Origin of the sequence: Umezawaea tangerina (assembly GCF_003002815.1) — a bacterium.
In the GTDB taxonomy this organism is placed as follows: Bacteria; Actinomycetota; Actinomycetes; order Mycobacteriales; family Pseudonocardiaceae; genus Umezawaea; species Umezawaea tangerina.
In genome coordinates this window covers 199,949-220,526 of sequence record NZ_PVTF01000004.1, presented here as the reverse complement: position 1 = coordinate 220,526, position 20,578 = coordinate 199,949, and the positions used below count along the sequence as shown (strand labels likewise).

Annotated in this window: 20 protein-coding genes and 2 riboswitches; of the genes, 15 read left to right on the top strand and 5 right to left on the bottom strand. The window is 70.9% G+C overall.

The annotated features are described in order from the left end of the window. Window positions 1-3: 3 nt before the first annotated feature. Window positions 4-1,206 (bottom strand): acetyl-CoA C-acetyltransferase, encoded by a 1,203-nt coding sequence (locus CLV43_RS15050; RefSeq protein WP_106187785.1) that lies wholly within the window; start codon window positions 1,204-1,206, stop codon window positions 4-6. 195 nt (window positions 1,207-1,401) lie between these two features. Between CLV43_RS15050 and CLV43_RS15045 the strand changes: the two genes are divergently transcribed. The 10 genes from CLV43_RS15045 (at window position 1,402) to CLV43_RS15005 (ending at window position 10,789) form a co-directional block, all read left to right on the top strand. Beyond that, complete coding sequence (locus CLV43_RS15045; protein WP_106187784.1) at window positions 1,402-2,547, top strand: acyl-CoA dehydrogenase family protein; 1,146 nt, start codon at window positions 1,402-1,404, stop codon at window positions 2,545-2,547. A 20-nt stretch (window positions 2,548-2,567) separates the two neighbouring features. After that, entirely contained in the window at window positions 2,568-3,704 is a 1,137-nt protein-coding gene (locus tag CLV43_RS15040; protein ID WP_106187783.1) for a CaiB/BaiF CoA transferase family protein, read from the top strand. Between the two features lie 396 nt (window positions 3,705-4,100). Further along, complete coding sequence (locus CLV43_RS47780) at window positions 4,101-4,262, top strand: hypothetical protein (RefSeq protein WP_170155848.1); 162 nt, start codon at window positions 4,101-4,103, stop codon at window positions 4,260-4,262. A gap of 241 nt (window positions 4,263-4,503) precedes the next feature. Next, window positions 4,504-4,995, top strand: coding sequence for a transcriptional regulator (locus tag CLV43_RS15035; protein ID WP_106187782.1), 492 nt, complete (start codon window positions 4,504-4,506; stop codon window positions 4,993-4,995). A 106-nt stretch (window positions 4,996-5,101) separates the two neighbouring features. Further along, window positions 5,102-5,452: a hypothetical protein gene (locus CLV43_RS15030; protein ID WP_106187781.1), complete on the top strand. Its 351-nt coding sequence runs from the start codon at window positions 5,102-5,104 to the stop codon at window positions 5,450-5,452. A gap of 25 nt (window positions 5,453-5,477) precedes the next feature. Beyond that, window positions 5,478-5,780, top strand: a complete 303-nt coding sequence (locus tag CLV43_RS15025; RefSeq protein ID WP_106187780.1) for a DUF3817 domain-containing protein — start codon at window positions 5,478-5,480, stop codon at window positions 5,778-5,780. Window positions 5,781-5,848: 68 nt separating this feature from the next. Then, window positions 5,849-5,936: riboswitch (glycine riboswitch) on the top strand. Further along, window positions 5,937-6,031, top strand: a riboswitch (glycine riboswitch). A 121-nt stretch (window positions 6,032-6,152) separates the two neighbouring features. Further along, on the top strand, window positions 6,153-7,253 hold the full coding sequence (gcvT, locus tag CLV43_RS15020; protein WP_106187779.1) for a glycine cleavage system aminomethyltransferase GcvT: 1,101 nt from the start codon (window positions 6,153-6,155) through the stop codon (window positions 7,251-7,253). A gap of 19 nt (window positions 7,254-7,272) precedes the next feature. After that, window positions 7,273-8,538 carry a serine hydroxymethyltransferase gene (gene glyA / locus CLV43_RS15015; RefSeq protein ID WP_106187778.1) on the top strand — a complete coding sequence of 422 codons (1,266 nt, stop codon included), beginning with the start codon at window positions 7,273-7,275 and terminating at the stop codon, window positions 8,536-8,538. 203 nt (window positions 8,539-8,741) lie between these two features. Next, entirely contained in the window at window positions 8,742-9,881 is a 1,140-nt protein-coding gene (locus tag CLV43_RS15010; protein WP_106187777.1) for a helix-turn-helix domain-containing protein, read from the top strand. A gap of 47 nt (window positions 9,882-9,928) precedes the next feature. Continuing rightward, window positions 9,929-10,789: a hypothetical protein gene (locus tag CLV43_RS15005; protein WP_106187776.1), complete on the top strand. Its 861-nt coding sequence runs from the start codon at window positions 9,929-9,931 to the stop codon at window positions 10,787-10,789. A 176-nt stretch (window positions 10,790-10,965) separates the two neighbouring features. On the opposite strand, the gene CLV43_RS15000 is transcribed toward CLV43_RS15005, so the two are convergent. Further along, complete coding sequence (locus CLV43_RS15000; RefSeq protein ID WP_106187775.1) at window positions 10,966-11,619, bottom strand: hypothetical protein; 654 nt, start codon at window positions 11,617-11,619, stop codon at window positions 10,966-10,968. 130 nt (window positions 11,620-11,749) lie between these two features. Between CLV43_RS15000 and CLV43_RS14995 the strand changes: the two genes are divergently transcribed. Genes CLV43_RS14995 through CLV43_RS14975 form a run of 5 tightly spaced genes read left to right on the top strand, consistent with a single transcriptional unit; the run spans window position 11,750 to window position 17,976 of the window. After that, window positions 11,750-13,036, top strand: a complete 1,287-nt coding sequence (locus CLV43_RS14995) for an SAM-dependent methyltransferase (RefSeq protein ID WP_211304371.1) — start codon at window positions 11,750-11,752, stop codon at window positions 13,034-13,036. Continuing rightward, on the top strand, window positions 13,033-13,812 hold the full coding sequence (locus tag CLV43_RS14990; protein WP_245886468.1) for a DUF1295 domain-containing protein: 780 nt from the start codon (window positions 13,033-13,035) through the stop codon (window positions 13,810-13,812). The genes CLV43_RS14995 and CLV43_RS14990 overlap by 4 nt, the downstream gene beginning before the upstream one ends. Before the next feature lie 42 nt (window positions 13,813-13,854). Next, on the top strand, window positions 13,855-14,529 hold the full coding sequence (locus tag CLV43_RS14985) for a response regulator transcription factor (protein WP_106187773.1): 675 nt from the start codon (window positions 13,855-13,857) through the stop codon (window positions 14,527-14,529). Then, window positions 14,526-15,860, top strand: a complete 1,335-nt coding sequence (locus CLV43_RS14980; protein WP_106187772.1) for a HAMP domain-containing sensor histidine kinase — start codon at window positions 14,526-14,528, stop codon at window positions 15,858-15,860. The genes CLV43_RS14985 and CLV43_RS14980 overlap by 4 nt, the downstream gene beginning before the upstream one ends. A 49-nt stretch (window positions 15,861-15,909) precedes the next feature. Continuing rightward, window positions 15,910-17,976 (top strand): S9 family peptidase, encoded by a 2,067-nt coding sequence (locus CLV43_RS14975; RefSeq protein WP_106187771.1) that lies wholly within the window; start codon window positions 15,910-15,912, stop codon window positions 17,974-17,976. A gap of 39 nt (window positions 17,977-18,015) precedes the next feature. On the opposite strand, the gene CLV43_RS14970 is transcribed toward CLV43_RS14975, so the two are convergent. The 3 genes from CLV43_RS14970 to CLV43_RS14960 are packed head-to-tail and all read right to left on the bottom strand — an operon-like array spanning window position 18,016 to window position 20,528. Next, window positions 18,016-18,900, bottom strand: a complete 885-nt coding sequence (locus CLV43_RS14970) for a spermidine synthase (RefSeq protein WP_106187770.1) — start codon at window positions 18,898-18,900, stop codon at window positions 18,016-18,018. After that, a complete protein-coding gene (speD, locus tag CLV43_RS14965; protein ID WP_106187769.1) occupies window positions 18,897-19,307 on the bottom strand; it encodes an adenosylmethionine decarboxylase in 411 nt (136 codons plus the stop codon). Before speD ends, CLV43_RS14970 begins: the two co-directional genes overlap by 4 nt. 54 nt (window positions 19,308-19,361) lie before the next feature. Next, window positions 19,362-20,528, bottom strand: a complete 1,167-nt coding sequence (locus CLV43_RS14960; RefSeq protein WP_245886577.1) for a type III PLP-dependent enzyme — start codon at window positions 20,526-20,528, stop codon at window positions 19,362-19,364. Between the last annotated feature and the right edge of the window lie 50 nt (window positions 20,529-20,578).

Here is a 20,578-nt window from a genome sequence, read left to right as displayed (position 1 = left end):
GTCCTAGACCCTCTCGATGATCGTCGCGATGCCCATGCCGCCGCCGACGCAGAGCGTGGCGAGGCCGCGGCGCAGGTCCTGGCGCTCCAGCTCGTCGAGCAGGGTCGACAGGATCATGCAGCCGGTGGCGCCCAGCGGGTGGCCCATGGCGATCGCGCCGCCGTTGACGTTGATCTTCTCCTCGGGCAGGTCCAGGTCGCGCCGGAACTTCAGCACCACGGAGGAGAACGCCTCGTTGATCTCGAACAGGTCGATGTCCTCGACGCCCAGCCCGGCGCGGTCCAGCGCCTTGCGCGCGGCGGGCGCGGGCCCGGTCAGCATGATCGTCGGCTCGCTGCCGATCACGGCAGTCGCGATGATCCGCGCCCTCGGCGTGAGACCGAGGTCGCGGCCCGCGCGCTCGTTGCCGATCAGCATCGCCGCGGCGCCGTCGACGATCTGCGACGAGTTGCCGGGCGTGTGCACGTGGTGGATCCGCTCGACCGACGGGTAGCGGTCGATGGCGACCGAGTCGTACCCGAGGTCGCCGTGGAACTGGAAGCTCGGCTTGAGCCCGGCCAGCCGCTCCAGCGTCGTCTCGGGCCGGATGGTCTCGTCGGCGGCCAGCACGAGCGTGCCGTTCTGGTCCACCACCGGCACGATCGACCGGTCGAAGTAGCCCTTCTCCTGGGCGAGGGTCGCCAGCCGGTGCGACCGCACGGCCCAGGTGTCGACGGCCTCGCGGTCGAAGCCCTCCAGGGTCGCGATCAGGTCGGCGCTCACGCCCTGCGGCACGAAGTTCGTCGCCATGTTGGTCTCCGGGTCGGCCAGCCACGCGCCGCCGTCGGACCCCATCGGCACCCGCGACATCGACTCGACACCGCCCGCGACCACCAGGTCCTCGAACCCGGACGCCACCTTCGCCGCGGCCATGTTCACCGACTCCAGGCCGGACGCGCAGAACCGGTTGAGCTGCACGCCCGCCGTCCGCTGCGCCCACCCCGCCGCCAGCACGGCCGTGCGCGCGATGTCCGCGCCCTGCTCACCCACCGGTGACACCACGCCGAACACGACGTCGTCGACCGCCGCGGTGTCCAGCTCGTTGCGCTCGGCCAGCGACTTCAGCACCCCGGCGGCCAGCGTGACCGGCTTGACGCTGTGCAGCGACCCGCGCTTTCCCTTGCCGCGCGGCGTCCGCACGGCATCGAAGATCAAGGCTTCGCTCATGCACCCGACGGTAGGCCCGTGGCGACAACTTGCCCATGACCGCCGGAGGTGACCTTTTCGCTCAGGATCACCCCCGTGCGAAGGGTGTGACCAGGCGCTCACCCGAGCGGAACGACCTTTTCGCTCATCTTTGCCCGTCGATCCGAAGCGCGATGGTCATGGCAGACCGGGCGGTGCGGTGGTTTCGTAGCGGGTATGCCGAAGCGCCGTTCCACCTGGATGACCGAGGACCTCGACCAGCTGCGCGAGCTCGCCCGCACGTTCGTCGCCAAGGAGATGACGCCGAACCAGGAGCGCTGGGCCGAGCAGAAGCAGGTCGACCGCGCGCTGTGGACCAAGGCGGGCGAGGTCGGGCTGCTGTGCCTGTCGATCCCGGAGGAGTACGGCGGCGGGGGCGGCACCTTCGCGCACGAGGCCGTGGTGATCGAGGAGCAGGCGCGCGGCGGCGACAGCTCGTGGGGCAACAGCGTGCACAGCGGCATCGTGGCGCCCTACCTGCTGGCCTACGGCACCGAGGAGCAGAAGCTGCGGTGGCTGCCCAAGCTCGCCGGCGGCGAGTTCGTGGGCGCCATCGCGATGTCCGAGCCGGGCGCGGGGTCGGACCTCCAGGGCATCAGGACCAAGGCCGTCCGCGACGGCGACGAGTACGTGGTCAGCGGCTCCAAGACGTTCATCACCAACGGCAGCCAGGCCGACCTGGTGGTCGTCGTGGCCAAGACCGACCCCGAGCGGGGCGCGGCGGGCATCTCGCTGGTCGTCGTGGAGACCTCGACGCCGGGCTTCCGCCGCGGCCGGGTGCTGGACAAGGTCGGCATGAAGGGCCAGGACACCGCCGAGCTGTTCTTCGACGACGTGCGCGTGCCGGCGGGCAACCTGCTCGGCGGCGTCGAGGGGCAGGGGTTCGTCCAGCTGATGAACCAGCTCCCGCAGGAGCGGCTGATCATCGCGGTGGCGTCCATCGCGGGCATCGAGGCGGCCGTGGACATGACGCTGGAGTACGTGAAGGACCGCACCGCCTTCGGGCGTGAGCTGATCAAGTTCCAGAACACCCGGTTCACCCTCGCCGAGTGCGCCACCGAGGCCGCCGTCACCAGGTCCTTCGTCGACGACTGCGTCAACCGGCACCTGGCGGGCGAGCTGGACATCCCCACCGCCGCGATGGCGAAGTGGTGGTCCACCGAGCGGCTCTGCCGGGTCGTGGACGAGTGCGTGCAGCTCTTCGGCGGCTACGGCTACATGACCGAGTACCCCATCGCGCGGGCGTGGGCGGACGCGCGGGTCCAGAAGATCTACGGCGGGACGAACGAGATCATGAAGGAGATCATCGCCCGGTCGCTGTAGTGCTCACGAGGGGAAGCGGCATGAAGCAGGGACCACTGGCCGGGTTGACCGTCGTCGAGCTGGCCGGGCTCGCGCCCGCGCCGTTCGGCGCGATGGTGCTGGCCGACCTGGGGGCGGACGTCATCAGGGTCGACCGCATCGGCGGCGACCCCGGCGCGGTGCCGGGCGACCCGCTGGGGCGCGGCAGGCGCTCGGTGGCGATCGACATCCGCAAGCCGGAGGGCGCGGACCTGGTGCTGCGCCTGGTGGCGCGCGCCGACGTGCTGATCGAGGGGTTCCGGCCCGGCGTGACCGAACGGCTCGGCATCGGCCCGGCGCACGCGCTGGCCCGCAACCCGCGGCTGATCTACGGCCGGATGACCGGCTGGGGCCAGGACGGGCCGCTGGCCGACCGCGCGGGCCACGACATCAACTACATCTCCGTGGCGGGCGCGCTGGAGCCCATCGGCCGGGCGGGCGATCCGCCGACCGTGCCGCTCAACCTGCTCGGCGACTTCGGCGGCGGCGGTCTGCTGCTGGCCATGGGCGTGCTCGCCGCGCTGTACGAGCGGGAGCGCTCCGGGCACGGCCAGGTCGTCGACGCCGCGATGGTGGACGGGGCGGCGCTGCTGACCACGTTCCTGCACGGCATGCGCGCGGCGGGCGGCGAGAAGGGCGCGCGCGGCACGAACCTGCTGGACGGCGGGGCGCCGTTCTACGACGTCTACCGCACCTCCGACGACCGCTACGTGAGCATCGGGGCGCTGGAGGAGAAGTTCTACGCCGAGCTGCTCGACGTGCTCGGCCTGGCCGAGGAGGAGCTGCCGAACCGGCACGACCCGGCCAACTGGCCCGAGCTGCGGGCGCGCATCGGCGCGGTGGTCGCGACCAGGACCAGGGACGAGTGGGCGGACCTCGCCGACGGCACCGACGCGTGCCTGGCGCCCGTGCTGGAGCCCGCCGAGGCGCCCGGACACCCGCACAACGTCGCGCGCGCCGCGTTCGTCGACGTGGACGGCACCGCGCTGCCCGCTCCGGCGCCGCGGTTCGACCGCACGCCCACCGGTCGGCCCGACGCGCCGGTGCGGCCGGGAAAGCACACGACCGAGGTGCTGGCGGAGCTCGGGCTGGGCGAGGACGACATTACGGAACTGGGGCGGGCCGGAGTTATTGGCTGATCATTAAATGGGCAGCGTAATAACAGCCGGGAAATGGTCGCAGCACACGAACGCAGTGATCACGCAGAGTGTTCACCGTGCATGGTTCTGGGGGCGACGGGCCCACGGGAGTGCTGGTGGTTCGCGAGTACCTCGGTGCATCTGTGCTGGGGGTGTCGGGCGAATGGCCCGTACCCAGGTCATCGTCCCGTCGGGGCAGGTCCTTGAGCGGCCATTCGGGTGATGCTTGATGACGCTGAGGCGTGCCAGGCGGCCGATCTTGGGTCCGTACGGTGGCGGGCCGCGTGTTCCACGTTCATCAACCGGGTGAATGGGGGACCATGTCGGTGACGCGGCGTGCAACCGGCGATCACCGGGGAGCGCCGACACGGACCTGAGCGGACGGAGTGGCTTGACGTGAACACCAAGAAGGTGGTCGTGCTGGCGGCGGTCGCGCTGGTGCTGTTCCTCCTGATCACCAGGCCGGTGGAGTCCGCCGACGCCGTGCAGCAGGTCCTGACCTGGCTGCGGGAGGGCGCGGAGTCGATCATCACCTTCCTCAGGAGCCTGTTCGGCTAGTCGGCCGCCGCCGGTACGGCTGTTCGCCGTACCGCGCGGCAGGTCGCGCCACCCCTCCGGGACCGCGTTCCCGACCTGTCACCCTCGGTGACGTCAGGCCTGGAGCGTTGGACCTTATGGGTGGAATAGGGGCTATAACACCCTGGTAACGGGGTTATCGGCAAACCAGGGTCTAGCGGTTGTCCGAACGCTTGAATACGGTGCGCTGCATTGGCTGATCTTCGACCCCAGGGAGGCATAAATGGTCGAGGACTCCGGAGTCGACGAACTGCTTAGGCAGTGGGCGGCGGAGCGGTCGGACGACGCTGAGATGCAGGAGGTGAACCGGATCAAGAACGCGTGGCTCGCGGAGGCACCGCCAAGCGCTTCTCCGGGGATCCCCTCCCAGCGGGCGAACGGTGGACCGCGTGGCGTGGTGAGGGTCGAGTCGGCCAACCCCGCCTACGTGGCAGCGATGCGCAGGAGGGCACCCGAGGTGCCCGAGGTCCTGCTCGAGGCGGCCGCCAGCTACTGGCAGCTGGTCGGCGACCTCGCCGAGGCGGAGCAGTGGTGGGACGCGGGCATCAGCCCGCTGGACCAGCGCGCTCTGGACTACCGGGTGGCCGGGCTCCTGCCCGCCGACCTCGGTCGTCGTCTCGGTCCGATGACGGTGCTCCAGCACCTGCGTCGGGGCAGTGCGGCGGCGTGGTGCGTGGCGCGGCTGCAGCGGCAACGCCGGGACGGCGTGGCCTAGGAGGCTGGCGGTCCGGATACGGGAGTGGGCTCCTGGTGGAGCCCCAACCCTTGGGCACCCGGCCCTGGACCTCCAACCGCACGACCACCGGTGCTAGCTTTGAGCTGTGTCCGGCGGTGCAACGACTTCGCGGAGACTGGCCATCGCGCTGGTCTGCGTCGTCTCGCTGGTCGGCTGCTGCGGTCTCGCGTGGTGGCAGTGGACCCGGTTCGAGTCCGCCAGCGGGACCTTCCAGAACCTCGGCTACGTGTTGCAGTGGCCGTTGTTCGGCCTCTTCCCGGCTTTCATGGTCTGGCGCATCCGCAGGCTGGACGCCCAGCGCAAAGCCGAGCCGCCCGTAGTGGCGCCCACGCCTGTCGTTACCGTTGACGCCGTCAGGACACCCGTCGCGGACGAGGACGACGAGCTGGCGGTCTACAACCGCTACCTCGCCGAGCTCAACGCGCGGGACCGGTAGCGGAACGAAGGCGGTCTGTCGGGCGATGAACGGTGCGTTGAGCCGGTTCCGGTTCATGGCCTACGTGGTCGGGGTCGGGTTGCTGGTGCTGGTCGTGGCGATGCTGTTCAAGTACGTCGGCGACGCCCCCGGCCTGGTCAAGGTCGTCGGCCCGGTCCACGGCTTCCTCTACGCCATCTACCTCGTGCTCGCGGTCGACCTCGGCCTCAAGGCGCGCTGGTCGATCAAGGGCACGATCCTGGTGCTGCTGGCGGGCACGATCCCCTTCCTGTCGTTCTACGCGGAGCGCAAGGTGGTCGAGCGGGTCCGCGAGGGCGTCCCACTGTGAGGCGACCCCTGTTGACCTGCGACCCGACCGGCGAATAGCGTCTGGCGGTATCAACTGAACACGGCCGTCGATGGTGTGCGGAAGAGTCCCCCTCGGGGGCGCCGAAGGAGCAACTCCTCCCCGGAATCTCTCAGGCACAGGTACCGCGCACCGCAGGCAACTCTGGAAAGCAGGCGCACCAGCGCGCCTCGCCCACGGTGCAAGTCGCGCCCGCGCGACGAAGCTCTCAGGCTCATGACAGAGGGGGAGGCTCGCTCTAGTGGAGGAGTCTCGCCGGTGACCGTGTTCCCCTCGCCCGCCGTCGGTCGACCGGTCGCGTCCGCGCGCCAGTCGGCCGTTCCGCATGCCCGCCACCAGGGAGGACCCACCCAGATGGAAAGCCGTCGGACGCCGCTGCACGCCGAGCACGAGGCGCTGGGCGCCATGTTCACCGACTTCGCGGGCTGGCGGATGCCGCTGCGCTACGACAGCGAGCTCGCCGAGCACCACGCCGTCCGCACGACGGCGGGCCTGTTCGACCTCACGCACATGGGCGAGATCGTCCTGACGGGCCCCGAGGCCGGTGCGGCGCTGGACCACGCGCTCGTCGGCCACTCGTCGGCCATCGGCGTCGGCAGGGCCCGCTACACGATGATCACGCGGGTCGACGGCGGCGTGCTGGACGACCTGATCGTGTACCGCCTCGGCGAGACCGAGTACCTGGTGGTCGCCAACGCCTCCAACGCCGAGCTCGTGTTCGGCGAGCTGGTCGAGCGGGCCGCGGACTTCGACACCGAGGTCGTCGACAGGTCGCAGGACTACGCGCTGCTCGCCGTGCAGGGCCCGGCGTCGACCGCGATCCTCGCGGGCCTCACGCCGACCGACCTGGCGACGGTGAAGTACTACGCCTCCTACCCGACCGAGGTCGCGGGCACGCCGGTGCTGCTGGCCAGGACGGGCTACACCGGCGAGGACGGCTTCGAGCTGTTCGTGGCACCGGCCGACGCGCCCGCCGTCTGGGCGGCGCTGCTGGAGGCAGGCAAGGCCCACGACCTCAAGCCCGCGGGCCTCGGCTGCCGCGACACGCTGCGCCTGGAGGCCGGGATGCCGTTGTACGGCAACGAGCTCGACACCGCGCACACCCCGTACCACGCCAACCTCGGCCGGGTCGTCAAGCTCGACAAGCCCGGCGACTTCGTCGGCCGCGAGGCGCTGGCGGCGGTCGCCGAGTCCGGTGTGGACACCACGCTGGTGGGCCTGCGGTCCGAGGGCCGCCGGGCGCCGCGGCACGGGTACACCGTGCTCGACGCCGAGGGCGCCGCGGTCGGCGAGGTCACCAGCGGGGCGCTGTCCCCGACGCTCGGGTACTCGGTCGCCATGGCCTACGTGGCCAGGTCCAGCGCCGAGCCCGGTACCAAACTGGCGGTCGACGTCCGCGGCAGGCAGGAGCCCGTCGAGGTCGTCGCACTGCCGTTCTACAAGCGCGCCAACTGATCCGTCCAAGGGAGATCACATGTCCGACCACTTCAACTCCTCCCTCGCGGAGTTCGACCCGGAGGTGGCGGAAGCCGTCGCCGCCGAGCTCTCCCGCCAGCAGAACACGCTGGAGATGATCGCGTCGGAGAACTTCACGCCGGTGTCGGTCCTCGAGGCGCAGGGCTCGGTGCTGACCAACAAGTACGCGGAGGGCTACCCCGGCCGCCGCTACTACGGCGGGTGCGAGAACGTCGACGTCGTCGAGCGCCTCGCCATCGCGCGGATCAAGGAGCTGTTCGGCGCGGGCTTCGCCAACGTCCAGCCGCACTCCGGCGCGCAGGCCAACGCCGCCGCGATGTTCGCGCTGCTCGACACCGGCGACACGATCCTGGGCCTCGACCTCGCCCACGGCGGCCACCTGACGCACGGCATGCGGATCAACTTCTCCGGCAAGCTGTACAACGTGGTGCCCTACCACGTGTCCGAGTCGGACGGTCTGGTCGACATGGCCGAGGTCGAGCGCCTCGCCGTCGAGCACCGGCCGAAGCTGATCGTCGCGGGCTGGTCGGCGTACCCGCGCCAGCTGGACTTCGCCGAGTTCCGCCGGATCGCGGACTCCGTCGGCGCGTTCCTGATGGTCGACATGGCCCACTTCGCGGGCCTGGTCGCCGCGGGCCTGCACCCGAGCCCGGTGCCGCACGCCCACGTGACCACCACGACCACGCACAAGACCCTCGGCGGCCCGCGCGGCGGCGTGATCCTGTCCAACGACGCCGACATCGCCAAGAAGGTCAACTCCGCGGTCTTCCCCGGCCAGCAGGGCGGCCCGCTCGAGCACGTGATCGCGGGCAAGGCCGTGGCGTTCAAGCACGCCGCCAGCCCGGAGTTCGCCGATCGCCAGCGCCGCACCGTCGAGGGCGCCAAGATCCTCGCCGACCGCCTCACCCGCCCCGACGCCGCGGCCGCGGGCATCAAGGTGCTCACCGGCGGCACCGACGTCCACCTGGTCCTCGTCGACCTGGTCGCCTCGGAGCTCGACGGCAAGCAGGCCGAGGACCGCCTGCACCAGGTCGGCATCACCGTCAACCGCAACGCCGTCCCGAACGACCCCCGCCCCCCGATGATCACCTCCGGCCTCCGCGTCGGCACCCCCGCCCTGGCCACCCGCGGCTTCGGCGAGGCCGACTTCGTCGAGGTCGCCGACATCATCGCCACCGCCCTCGGCACCGACCCCGACCTCACCGACCTCCGCTCCCGCGTCGAGGTCCTCGCCGCCAAGCACCCGCTCTACCCGACCCTCTGACCTGCTCACACGACCGAGGCCCGGCTCCCGTACGCGGGGGCCGGGCCTCGGTCGTGTGGCGCGCAAGTTTGCGGCAAAGCTGAGCTTGCCTCGTTCGAGAAACCGAGGAATCTCCGCAAACTTGCCTAAATTGGCCACTTGCCTATACTAAGCAAGGTGGGCTTTTAGGCAAGTTGAAGCCAGTGGTCGGGATGAGGGCAGCCATGGATGCGACGGACAGCCTGCTTGAACAGGCCCTGGACCAGCTGCGGAGCCTGCTGGGCACCGGCTGGACGGTCTTGCCGCTGCCGAATGAGGGGCAAGACCACGCTTCCGACAGTGCGATCGACGCCGCGGTGCGGATCTCACCTCCCGACGGTGCAAGCCCGTACACGGAGATCCTCGTTGCCGCGCGGCAGAACGTGGTGCCGCGCGACGTCGACACCGAGTTCCGCGCGATGCGCAACATCATGCGCCACTCCGACAACCGCCAGACGCTGCTCGTGGTGTCGCCCTGGCTGAGTCCTCGCACGCGGCAGCAGTTGAGCGATCACGATGTCGCGTACCTGGACCTCACCGGCAACGCCTCCTTGTCGATCACCTATCCGTCCGTCCGCATCCACACCCACGGTGCGGCCAAGGCTCCGGGGTCGCTGCTGAAGGAGGCGGATACCGGCCGAACGGTCGGACTGGGCGGTGCCCGAGCCGCCCGCGTCGTGCGGTTCCTGGCCGACTTCACCCCGCCGTACCAGGCCAAGAACATCGCCGACGCCACCGGCGTCAGCTTGGCCTGGGTGTCCCGACTGCTCGGCCAGTTGGAAGACCAACTGCTCATCCGCCGCGACGGCCGCACGATCACCGCGGTGAAATGGCCGGAACTGCTCGAAGCACGCGCGGAGTCCTACGACCTCCTCCGGCGGAACCCCCATGTCAACGCCGTCGCCCTGAACGGTGCCCGCTCGGTGCTGGACGATCTCCGCGACGTGCTCCACCGTGGCGAAGCCCTGCCGCGAATCGCCGTCACCGGCACCTACGCCGCGCGGCGGATCGCACCGTTCGCGGTCGGCGGCCAGTTGCTGCTCTACGTGGACGACGAGCCGACGGCTCCGCACAGGTGGATCGACGCGCTGAACCTGCTTCCGGACGAGGAGGCGGGCGACGTCCTCCTGCTCCGCGCGCACGACCCGGTCGTCTTCGAGCGCACGACAACGGTGGAAGACATTCCTTACGTGGCACCGACCCAGGTGGTGCTCGACGGGCTGTCCGGGCCGGGACGAATGCCCGCGGAAGCCAGGCAGGTGCTGAAGTACTTGACCGACAACGACTCGAGGTGGCGACGTCCGTGGTCGCCCGATCGTGTCTGATCAAGCGCCGTTAGGATCCTGGCTCCCGTTCAAGTGAGGTTCCAACGATGTCGAAGGCCCCCGCGGGTGTCGACCAAGCCGAACTGACCGTTGTCGCGCGGAACGTTCTGCTCGACGGGCTGACGGCGTTGAGCGATCATCTCGACGCCGTCACCGTTGTCGGCGCGCAGGCTGTTTACCTGCGTACCCAGGGGTCGCGGCTGGCCACAGCCGCGTACACCTCGGATGGAGACCTCGGACTCGACCCGGCCGTCCTCGGTTCCGAGCCCCTGATCCAGCAACGCCTTCGGGAAGCCGGTTTCGAACTGCTCGACGGGAACCAGCCGGGTCTGTGGGTGCGCGAACTGGTGTTCCCCGGAATCGACACGCCGGTTGCAGTGGAACTCGACCTGCTCGTCGGTGCCACCGTCGCCGGCAAGGGATCCCGAAGTGCCGACCTCAAGCCGCACGACAAGATGACCGCCCGCCGGGTGCCCGGTCTGGAAACGGCTCTCGTGGACCGCTCACCCATGGAGATCACCGCGCTCGACGGAACCGACCGTTCGATCCACGTCCACGTGGCGGGTCCTGTCGCCCTTCTCGTGGCCAAAGCGCACAAGATCCACGACCGGCTGGACGATGCGGCCACGAAGCCGAACCGACTGACCAACAAGGACGCGGGCGACGTCTACCGACTGATGACCGAGATCGATGCCCGCGTCACCGCCGAGTCCTTCGCTCGTCTGCTTGCCGACCCGAGGGTCGGTGAGGTGACCGCGACCGGGTTGAAGTACCTGCGGGAGCAGTTCGGAGGACTGGACACCCCTGGTGTGCGGCTTGCGGTTGAGGCTCTTGCAGGTGATGTTCCCGCGGACCGCGTCGCGCGGGTCTCCCGCGCTTACGTCACCGCTCTCCGCCACTTGCCCTGACACCCTGACCCCACCCCGCACAAGAACGAGGCCCGGCCCCGCGGATTGCGGGGCCGGGCCTCGTCGTACCTCACCGCGAAGCGAATGAGCGGCAAGTACTGCGTTTCCAGTATGCCACCGAAGCCCGGCCCCTTCCCCGGGGCCGGGCTTCGGTGGTTTCACCGGATCGTCGGCTCCTAGGCGGCCGGAGCGGTGACGCCCGCGGGGAGGCACTCGACGTTGCGCTTGCCGTTGGGCTGGATCACGAACCAGGTGCCGCCGACGCCCTGGCCCGCCCACTTACCGGGGGCCGGGTCCTTGGAGTAGGTGTAGAGGGCCCAGCCCGCGAGGGTGACCTGCTCGGTGCCGTCGGCGCGCTTGATCGTGCCCACGAGAGCGGGGTCGACGCCTTCGAGCTGCGGGGTGGAGCCGGGGGCGACGGTCAGCGGCGGCCAAGTCTCGGCGCACTTGTCGACGCAGTTGGAGGCCGGGGGCTTGGGGGTGTCCTTGTCGAAGCGGTAGAGCGTGCGGCCGTCGCCGTCCTGCACGACGTCGCCCATCTTGTCGACGGTCTTGGCGACCAGTCGCACGTTGGACACCGCGGGGGCGGCGGCCGGGGGCTGCTGGGCGGCGCTGTTCTGGGCGCCGGCGGCGGGGGCGTCGGTGGGGGCACTGCTGCTGGGCGCGTCGTAGCCGTAGTCACCCGGCGCGGCAGCTGCCTCCACCGCGGAACCGGTCTGAGCCACGTTGGTGCCCTGCACGCCAACGGCGTTGGTGCTCCACATGACCAGCGCGAGCACGGTTGCCATGCCGCCTGCAACGGCGATGGCGATGCGGTTACGTCGGATCACTTCTCAACTCCTCCTCGTCCGTTCATTCGCTTCACTGGAGCAATACGGGGGGAGCGCGTGAGCGGTTCAGAACCGAACCGAAAACAATCTCGGGACGAACTACAGCCATCCGTCGTGAGTGTGGAGGCATGTGGTGGTCGGTACCGGTGGAGTGGCAGGTCAGCTGGCCTCGGTGGTCGAGAAGGTGCTCGGCACCTCCCTCCCGATCGGCCTGCGCGCCTGGGACGGCAGTTCCGCGGGGCCGTCGGACGGGCCGGTGGCGGTGATCCGGTCCAAGCGCGCGCTGCGCCGCCTGGTGTGGAACCCGAACGAGCTGGGCCTCGCGCGCGCGTACGTAGCAGGAGAGCTGGACGTGGACGGCGACCTCACCGACGGGCTCGCCCGGTTCTGGGAGCTGGCCCGCGCGGGTGCCCTGCGCGTCGGCAAGCCGAAGCCCGCCGACCTGCTGGGCGCGCTGCGCGTCGCGGCCCGCCTCGGCGCGCTCGGCCCGCGGCCCGCCGCGCCCGGTGAGGAGGCCCGGCTGTCCGGCACGCGGCACACCCGCGACCGCGACAAGGCCGCCATCGCGCACCACTACGACCTGAGCAACGACTTCTACCAGCTGGTGCTCGACCCGAGCATGGCCTACTCCAGCGGGTACTGGACGTCCGACAGCCCCGAGTACACGGTGGCCGACGCGCAGCGCGACAAGCTCGACCTGGTGTGCCGCAAGCTCGGTGTCGGCGAGGGCACCCGGATGCTCGACGTCGGCTGCGGCTGGGGCTCGATGATCATCCACGCGGCCAAGCACTTCGGCGCGACCACGACCGGCGTCACCATCTCCCGCCAGCAGCACGCGCACATCCGCAAGCGCGTCGCCGACGAGGGCCTGGAGGAGCTGGTCACCGTGAAGCTCCAGGACTACCGGGAGGTGGACGACGCCCCGTTCGACGCGATCTCCACGATCGAGATGGGCGAGCACGTCGGCGAGGAGAACTACCCCGAGTACGCCGCCACCCTGCACCGGCTGCTCAAGCCCGAGGGCAGGCTGCTGCTCCAGCAGATGTCGCGCGGCGCCAACGCCCCCGGCGGCGGTGCGTTCATCGAGTCCTACGTGGCCCCGGACATGCACATGCGCCCGGTCAGCGCGACGGTCGGCCACCTGGAGCGGGCGGGCCTGGAGATCCGTGATGTGGAAGCGCTGCGCGAGCACTACGTTTGGACCGTGCGCGCCTGGGCCGCGACGCTGGAAGAGCGGTGGGACGAGGTCGTCGCGCTGGTCGGCGAGGGCCAGGCGCGGGTGTGGCGCCTCTACCTCGCCGGTGGGGCGCTGACCTTCGAGGAGGGGCGGATGGGCGTGGACCAGATCCTCGCGGTGCGGCCGAGTGCGAACGGCACCAGCGGCATGCCGCGCGTGCGCGACTGGGTGGTGCGGTGAACGCGGGTGCCTTCGGCCTGAACGTGCTGTTCACCGGGATCTTCGTGGTGGTGCTCGTGTCGGCCCTGTTCACCGCCGCCAAGGCGCGCGGTCGCTACGACGTTGTCGACGTCTTCTGGGGCGTCGGCTTCGCGATCATCTCGGTCGCGACGCTGCTGATCGCGGGCCCGACGCCGCGCGGTCTGCTGGTGGCCCTGCTGACGGTGGTGTGGGGCGTGCGCCTCGGCGTGCACATCCACCTGCGCAACCACGGCAAGGACGAGGACCCGCGCTACGTGGCGATCCTCAAGCGCCGCGGCGTGCTCGGCATGTACCGGGTGTACCTGACCCAGGCCGTGATCATGATCCTGGTGTCGCTGCCGGTGCAGGCCGCGTCCTACGAGACCGCCCCGATCGGTCTGCTCGACTACCTCGCGGTCCTGCTCTGGGTCGTCGGCTTCGCGTTCGAGTCCGTCGGCGACTGGCAGCTGACCAGGTTCCGCAACGACCCGGCCAGCAAGGGCCAGGTGATGGACCGCGGTCTGTGGCGCTACACCCGGCACCCGAACTACTTCGGCGACGCCGTGGTGTGGTGGGGCCTGTTCCTGTTCGCCACCCACCACTGGGTCGGGCTGCTGACCGTGGTCGCGCCGATCGCGATGACGTTCACCCTGGCCAACGGCACCGGGAAACCCATGCTGGAGAAGGGGATGGAGAAGCGCCGCCCCGGTTACGCCGACTACGTGCGGCGGACCAGCGGCTTCGTCCCGTGGCCCCCGAAGAAGGCCGCCTCCTAGGTTCTTACCCGCCTCTCACCGGGACCGGCCAGACTGCGTCGGGTGACGAGCACGGTGCTGCTGGCTGACGACGACCGCGCGATCCGCGACTCCCTGGTGCGGGCGATGGAACTGGAGGGGTACCGGGTCATCCCGGTGCCCAACGGGGTGCAGGCGCTCAACGAGGTGCGCCGGTCCGGGGTGGACGCGGCCGTCGTCGACGTGATGATGCCGGGTGTCGACGGGCTGGACGTGTGCCGCCTGCTGCGCGCGGGCGGCTACCGGACGCCGATCCTGTTGCTCACGGCCAGGTCCGAGACGTCGGAGCGGGTCGAGGGGCTGGACGCGGGCGCCGACGACTACCTGGTGAAGCCGTTCGAGCTGGACGAGCTGCTGGCCCGGCTCAGGGCGCTGCTGCGCCGGGTGGAGCCGCCGCCGGAGGAGAACCGGGTGCTGCGGGTCGCCGACCTGCGGCTCGACCCGGCGGCCCGGCGGGTGTGGCGCGGCGACACCGCGGTCGAGCTGTCCAAGACCGAGTTCGACCTGCTGGAACTGCTGGTGCGCAACGCGGGCATCGTGCTGGACCACGGCACCATCTACGAGCGGATCTGGGGCTACGACTTCGGTGTCGAGTCGAAGAACCTCGCCGTGTACGTGGGGTACCTGCGGCGCAAGGTGGGCAAGCCGTCGTTGATCCACACCGTGCGCGGTGTCGGCTACACGGTGCGCGAGCCGTGAGGGCGCGGCGCCGGGCCGCGCTGGCGTCCGCCTTGGTCGCCTCCGCCGCCGTGGTCGCGGTAGCCCTGCTCGGGTACCGGGCCGCGACCGAGCTGTTCGAGGGCGACGCCGAACGGGTGTTCCGCGAGCACGTCCGGGCCGCGGTCGACGCCACCCACCGGGCCGAGCTGACCCCGCGGGCGTTCGTCGAGGCGCAGGTCGGGGACGAGCTGCTGCACTCGCGCGACGTCGTCGTGCAGGTCCTCGGCGGCAACGGGGTGGCCATCCGCGTCGAGTCCGACCGCCCGACCATCCCCGTCTACAGCGACGCCAAGGAAGTCGCGGCCCTCGACGCCGCCGGGCAGCAGGCCGAGAGCGGGATCACCCCGCGCGGGGGCGACGAGCTGCGCCTGGTCACGGTGTCGCTCGGCGGTGGGCGGGGTGCCGTCCAGGTCGCGCGGCCCATCACCAGGACCGAGCGCCTGCTCGACGGGCTGGCGTGGCGGACGGCGGGCAAGGCGGGCGCGGTGCTGCTGCTGGCCGTCCTGGCCGGGTGGCTCGTGGCGCGGCGGACGACCCGCGGGCTGGAGCGGTTGGCGGAGACCGCTCACGAGGTCGCCGCGGGCGGTCGCCTCGACGTCGTGCTGGCGACCGGCGGCACCGACGAGGTGGCCAGGCTGGCCGCGGCGTTCGACTCGGTGCTGGTGCGGCTCGCCGCCGCCCGCGAGGACCAGCGGCGGCTGGTGCAGGACGCGAACCACGAGCTGCGCACACCCCTGACCAGCCTGCGCACCAACGTGTCCGTGCTCAAGCGGATGGACGAGCTGTCGCCGGAGTCGCGCGGGCAGCTGATCGAGGACCTCGACGGCGAGACGCGGGAGCTGTCGCACCTCGTCGCCGAGCTGATGGAGTTCTCCTCCGAACGCCGGGTCGACGAGGAGTTCGGCGCGGTCGACCTGCCGGACCTGGGCGACCGGGTGGCCACGCGGGCCCGGCGGCGCAGCGGGCGGGACGTCCTCGTGGACGCCGAGGGCGTGGTCACGGGCCGGGCGCGCGGGCTGGAACGGGCGCTGGCCAACCTGGTCGACAACGCGGTCAAGTTCGCCCCCGACGGCCCCGTCGAGCTCGTGCTGCGGCCCACCGGCTTCCGCGTCCTGGACCGCGGACCCGGTGTGGCGCCCGAGGACTCCGCCCGGATCTTCGACCGGTTCCACCGCTCCGCGGCCGCGCGGTCGCTGCCCGGATCGGGGCTGGGCCTGGCGATCGTCCACGAGGTCGCCACCACGCACGGCGGCGCCGTGTTCGCCCGCACGCGGCCGGGTGGGGGAGCGGAGATCGGGTTCACCCTCTGACCCGCCCAACCGCCGGTACCAGCGCGGATCACGGTATTAGGGTGGCCGGGTGGGCAACGACACCTCCTTCCCGCGCCAACACGCGCGCACCCAGCGGTTCACCCTCGGCGCACCGAGGACCTTCACCGTCGCACCCGACGGTTCACACGTGTTCTTCCTGCGCGTCGCGACGGCCACGAGCCGGGCGAACGGGCTGTGGACCCTGGACACCGCCACCGGCGCGGAGAAGCTCGTCGCCGACCCGGCGGTGCTGCTGACCGACCCCGAGGACCTCTCGCCGCAGGAGCGCGCACGACGGGAGCGCAGCCGCGAGTCGGGCGCGGGCATCGTCGGCTACGTGGTCGACGCGGCGGCCCGGCAGGCGGTGTTCGCCTTGTCCGGCAGGCTGTTCCTCGCCGACCTGGTCTCGCACGAGGTGCGGGAGCTGCCCGCGGCGGGCCCGGTGATCGACCCCCGGCTCGACCCGACCGGCGCCCGCGTCGCCTACGTGGCCGACGGCGCGCTGCACGTCCTGGACCTGGCCGGTGGCAACGACACCGCGCTCGGCCGGGACGACGACCCCGAGGTCACCTGGGGGCTCGCGGAGTTCATCGCGGCGGAGGAGATGAGCCGCTTCCGCGGGTACTGGTTCGCGCCGGACGGCGAGTCCCTGCTGGCGGCCAGGGTGGACAACACCCCGGTACCGCGCTGGTACATCGCCGACCCCGCCAACCCGGCGACCCCCGCGGCCGAGATCGCCTACCCGGCCGCGGGCACGGCGAACGCGCTCGTGGGTCTGTTCGTGCTGGGCGTGGACGGCTCGTCGGTCGAGGTCGTCTGGGACCGGGAGGCCTTCCCCTACCTGGCTTCGGCGCACTGGTCCGCCGCGGGCTCCCCGCTGCTGCTGGTGCAGACCAGGGACCAGCGGACCGCGCAGGTCCTGGCGGTCGACACCGCGACCGGCGCCACCGAGCTGCTGCACACCGACACCGACCCGACGTGGGTCGAGATCATGCCGGGCGTGCCGGTCTGGACGCCGGACGCGAAGCTCGTCCGGATCGCCGTGCGCGACGGCGCCAACCGGCTCGTGGTCGGCGCCGACGAGTGGACGCCGGACGGCTTCCAGGTGCGCTCGGTGCTCGACGTGACGGCCGACGACGTGCTCGTGACGGCCTCGGAGGACGACCCGACGCAGATCCACGTCTACCGGGTCACCGCGGCCGGTGTCGAGCGGCTGTCCACTGTGGACGGCGTGCACACCGCGGTGCGCGGCGGCGACGTGCTGCTGCTGGCGTCGGCCGGTCTCGGTTGGTACGGCTCGAAGGTGACGGTGAACGGGCACGAGATCGGCTCGTCCGCGGAGACCCCGGTGCTCACGCCCGAGGTGGAGATGCTCACCGTCGGCGAGCGCGACCTGCGGGTGGCGCTGCTGTTCCCGACCGGCCACGTGCCCGGCTCGGCCAAGCTGCCGGTGCTGCTGGACCCGTACGGCGGGCCGCACGCGCAACGGGTCCTGTCGGCGCGCAACGTCCACCTGGCCTCGCAGTGGTTGGCGGACCAGGGGTTCGCGGTGCTCGTCGTGGACGGCCGCGGCACGCCGGGGCGCGGACCGGTGTGGGAGCGGGAGATCGCGTTCGACTTCGCCGGGGCGACGCTGCAGGACCAGGTCGACGGGCTGCACGCGGTGGCGGCCAAGTACGAGGACCTCGACCTGACCCGCGTCGCGATCAGGGGCTGGTCCTACGGCGGGTACCTGTCCGCGCTGGCCGTGCTGCGCAGGCCCGACGTGTTCCACGCGGGCATCGCGGGGGCGCCGGTGACGGACTGGGCGCTGTACGACACGCACTACACCGAGCGCTACCTCGGCCACCCCGAGGAACGGCCGGAGGTCTACGAGCGGAACTCGCTGATCGCCGACGCGGGGGACCTGGAGCGGCCGCTGATGATCATCCACGGGCTGGCCGACGACAACGTGGTGGCGGCGCACACGCTGCGGCTGTCCTCCGCGCTGGTCGCCGCGGGCAGGCCGCACACCGTGCTGCCGCTGTCCGGGGTCACGCACATGACGCCGCAGGAGCAGGTCGCGGAGAACCTGTTGCTGCTCCAGGTGGAATTCCTGAAGAGGTCGCTCGGCTGAGCGAACGGGGGAGCCGGTCGACCCGGCTCCCCCGACGGCTCACGCCAACGACCGCCGCACGGTGTACGGCGGGATCGAGCCCGACAGCAGGGCCAGGTCGTCGATGGTCTCCGGCTGGTAGCCCGAGGTCGCCAGGCGCTCGGTCATCAGCGCGGTCGGGTCCTCCACGACGTCCGCGCGGCCGAACAGGTAGGCCCACTCGTGCTCGTCGGAGCCGTAGTAGACCGTCGTGTCGAACACGTCGTTGAACCGCTGGAACGAGCGGATCAGCGTCTTGTTGCGCCACATGGTCTGGCAGCCCGCCTGCGTCACGACCACGCCGCCGGGCGTGAGCAGCGCCTTGCACATGCGGAGGAACTCCTCGCCGTACAGGCGGTTGTGCTGGGCCTCCTCCTCGCGCTCGTCGGGGAGGTCGACCAGCACGATGTCGTACTTCTCCGAGGTGGTGCGGATGTACTCCCACCCGTCGACGTACTTCACCCGGACGGTGCCGTCGCCCGCTTCGGCCTCGGCCAGCTCGGTGGTCGTGTAGCCGTAGGGCAGGTGCTCGGCGCAGAGCTTCACGGCCTGCGAGTCGATGTCGATGTGGTCGACGGCGGTCGCGCCCGCCGCGACGGCCATCTGGCACACGACGCCCTCGCTGGAGCCGATGACGAGCACGCGGTCGACCCGGTCCGCGAGCAGCAGCGCCGGGACCATCAGCGCCTCGTGGTAGGTCAGCTGGCTGAACTCGGTGCTCTGCCGGTCGTTGTCGCAGAACAGGGACCTGCCCTGCGCGGTGTCGGCGATCACCAGGTGCTGGAACTCGGTCCTGGTGTCGACGACGACGTCGTCGAGGTCCCAGATCCTGGTGAGCCCGTCGCCGAGGGGTTCGCGGATCGTCGTCGAAGACGACAGCTGGACATCAGTGTCGATGCCGTTCATACCTTTTCCTCACCAACAAGAGCCGGGACGCGGTTGCCGCGGCTGATCATGTCCGTCCGTGTCGACGCGGCGCCCAGCGCCTCGGCGAGCAACTGCACCGCAAGCGCGGGTTTCGCCTTCGTACCGCAGGTGAACACGTCCACGAACACCGATCCGACCTCCGGATAGGTGTGGATGGACGCGTGCGACTCCGAAAGCAGGGCCAGCACGGTGACCCCCTGCGGGTCGAACTGCTTGGAGATCACCTCCAGCACCGTGGCATTCGCCTGGGTGAGAGCCTCACCGAGCGCGTGCCGCAGGAACTTCTCGTCATCGAGGATCTCGGGGCTCACGCCCTCCAACTCGGCGAGCACGTGCTGTCCTGCGAACAAGCCGACCGGCTCCGTCTCGCACGGAACTTCGGACATCAATCACTCCAAACATCTTCAGTGGGACCGGGCTGTGGACAATCCGGGGCGTGCTCACCGCACGCAGTGGGTGGCCAGCGGGCCGAAACCGTTGAAGGCCACCGAGGAGTAGCTCGACGTGTACGCGCCCGTGCCGAGCAGGTCGACGTGGTCGCCCGCGGTCAGGTCGAGCGGCAGCTCGTAGACGGTGCGCTGGTACAGCACGTCGTCGGCGTCGCACGTCGGCCCGGCCAGCACGACCGGCCCGCGCGGCCCGTCGTCCTTGCCCGTGCGCAACGGGTACGCGATGGCCTCGCCCTCGGTCTCGGCCAGACCACCGTAGCGGCCGACGTCGAGGTAGACCCACCGCCGTTCGTCGGAGTACGACTTCCGCGACACCAGAACGACTTCCGACCGGATGACACCGGACTCGGCCACGACCGCGCGCCCCGGCTCGATCATCACCCGCGGCGCGTGGTCGCCGAAGTGCCGGGCGATCGAGGCGGTGATGGCGGCGGCGAACTCGGCCAGCGGCGGCGGTTCGTCCAGGTACGCCGAGGGGAGCCCGCCGCCGAGGTTGACCGTCGACAGCTCCAGCCCCTCGGCGCGCAGCTTCGCGGTCACCGCGGCGGCGTCGGCGATCGCGCCGTCCCACCCGTTGGGGTCCAGTTGCTGGGAACCGGCGTGGAACGCGACGCCCAGCGCGCGAAGTCCCATCCGGGAGGCCGAACGCAGGAGATCCGTCGCCATCTCCGGGTCGCAGCCGAACTTCTTGCCGAACGGGTACGTGGACCTGTTGGCCTCCACGAAGATCCGCAGCAGCACGGAGGAGCCCGGCGCGTGCTCGGCGATCGCCCGCACGTCCTGCTCGCTGTCCGACACGAACAGCCGCACGCCGCGCCCGTGGGCGTAGGCGATGTCCGCGGCCTTCTTGATGGGGTTGCTGTAGGAGATCCGCTCGGCGGGCGCGCCCTGCGCCAGGCACAGGTCGATCTCGGCGGGGCTGGCGACGTCGAACGAGCAGCCCTCGGTGGCCAGCAGCGCCACCACCTCGGGCTCCGGGTTCGCCTTCACGGCGTAGAAGACGCCGACCCCCGGCAGCGCCGACGCGATCGCGGCGTACCGCTCGCGGACGGTCTCGAGGTCGATGACCAGGCACGGCGTGGCCGGTCGCTCACGATCCAGGAAACGGCGGATACGAGCTTGTGCCTCCTCACGCCCGGTTCCAGCGGGACGCGGCATCGGCGGTTCGACCGCCGGTGTGGCAACGCTCTCAGTCATTCCGCCAGGGA

Excerpts from the sequence above, each read along its gene's own strand:
- CLV43_RS15050 (WP_106187785.1), bottom strand. The coding sequence starts at position 1,206 with ATGAGCGAAGCCTTGATCTTCGATGCCGTGCGGACGCCGCGCGGCAAG.
- CLV43_RS15045 (WP_106187784.1), top strand. The coding sequence starts at position 1,402 with ATGCCGAAGCGCCGTTCCACCTGGATGACCGAGGACCTCGACCAGCTG.
- CLV43_RS15040 (WP_106187783.1), top strand. The coding sequence starts at position 2,568 with ATGAAGCAGGGACCACTGGCCGGGTTGACCGTCGTCGAGCTGGCCGGG.
- CLV43_RS15035 (WP_106187782.1), top strand. The coding sequence starts at position 4,504 with ATGGTCGAGGACTCCGGAGTCGACGAACTGCTTAGGCAGTGGGCGGCG.
- CLV43_RS15025 (WP_106187780.1), top strand. The coding sequence starts at position 5,478 with ATGAACGGTGCGTTGAGCCGGTTCCGGTTCATGGCCTACGTGGTCGGG.
- gcvT (WP_106187779.1), top strand. The coding sequence starts at position 6,153 with ATGGAAAGCCGTCGGACGCCGCTGCACGCCGAGCACGAGGCGCTGGGC.
- glyA (WP_106187778.1), top strand. The coding sequence starts at position 7,273 with ATGTCCGACCACTTCAACTCCTCCCTCGCGGAGTTCGACCCGGAGGTG.
- CLV43_RS15010 (WP_106187777.1), top strand. The coding sequence starts at position 8,742 with ATGGATGCGACGGACAGCCTGCTTGAACAGGCCCTGGACCAGCTGCGG.
- CLV43_RS15005 (WP_106187776.1), top strand. The coding sequence starts at position 9,929 with ATGTCGAAGGCCCCCGCGGGTGTCGACCAAGCCGAACTGACCGTTGTC.
- CLV43_RS14970 (WP_106187770.1), bottom strand. The coding sequence starts at position 18,900 with ATGAACGGCATCGACACTGATGTCCAGCTGTCGTCTTCGACGACGATC.
- speD (WP_106187769.1), bottom strand. The coding sequence starts at position 19,307 with ATGTCCGAAGTTCCGTGCGAGACGGAGCCGGTCGGCTTGTTCGCAGGA.
- CLV43_RS14960 (WP_245886577.1), bottom strand. The coding sequence starts at position 20,528 with ATGCCGCGTCCCGCTGGAACCGGGCGTGAGGAGGCACAAGCTCGTATC.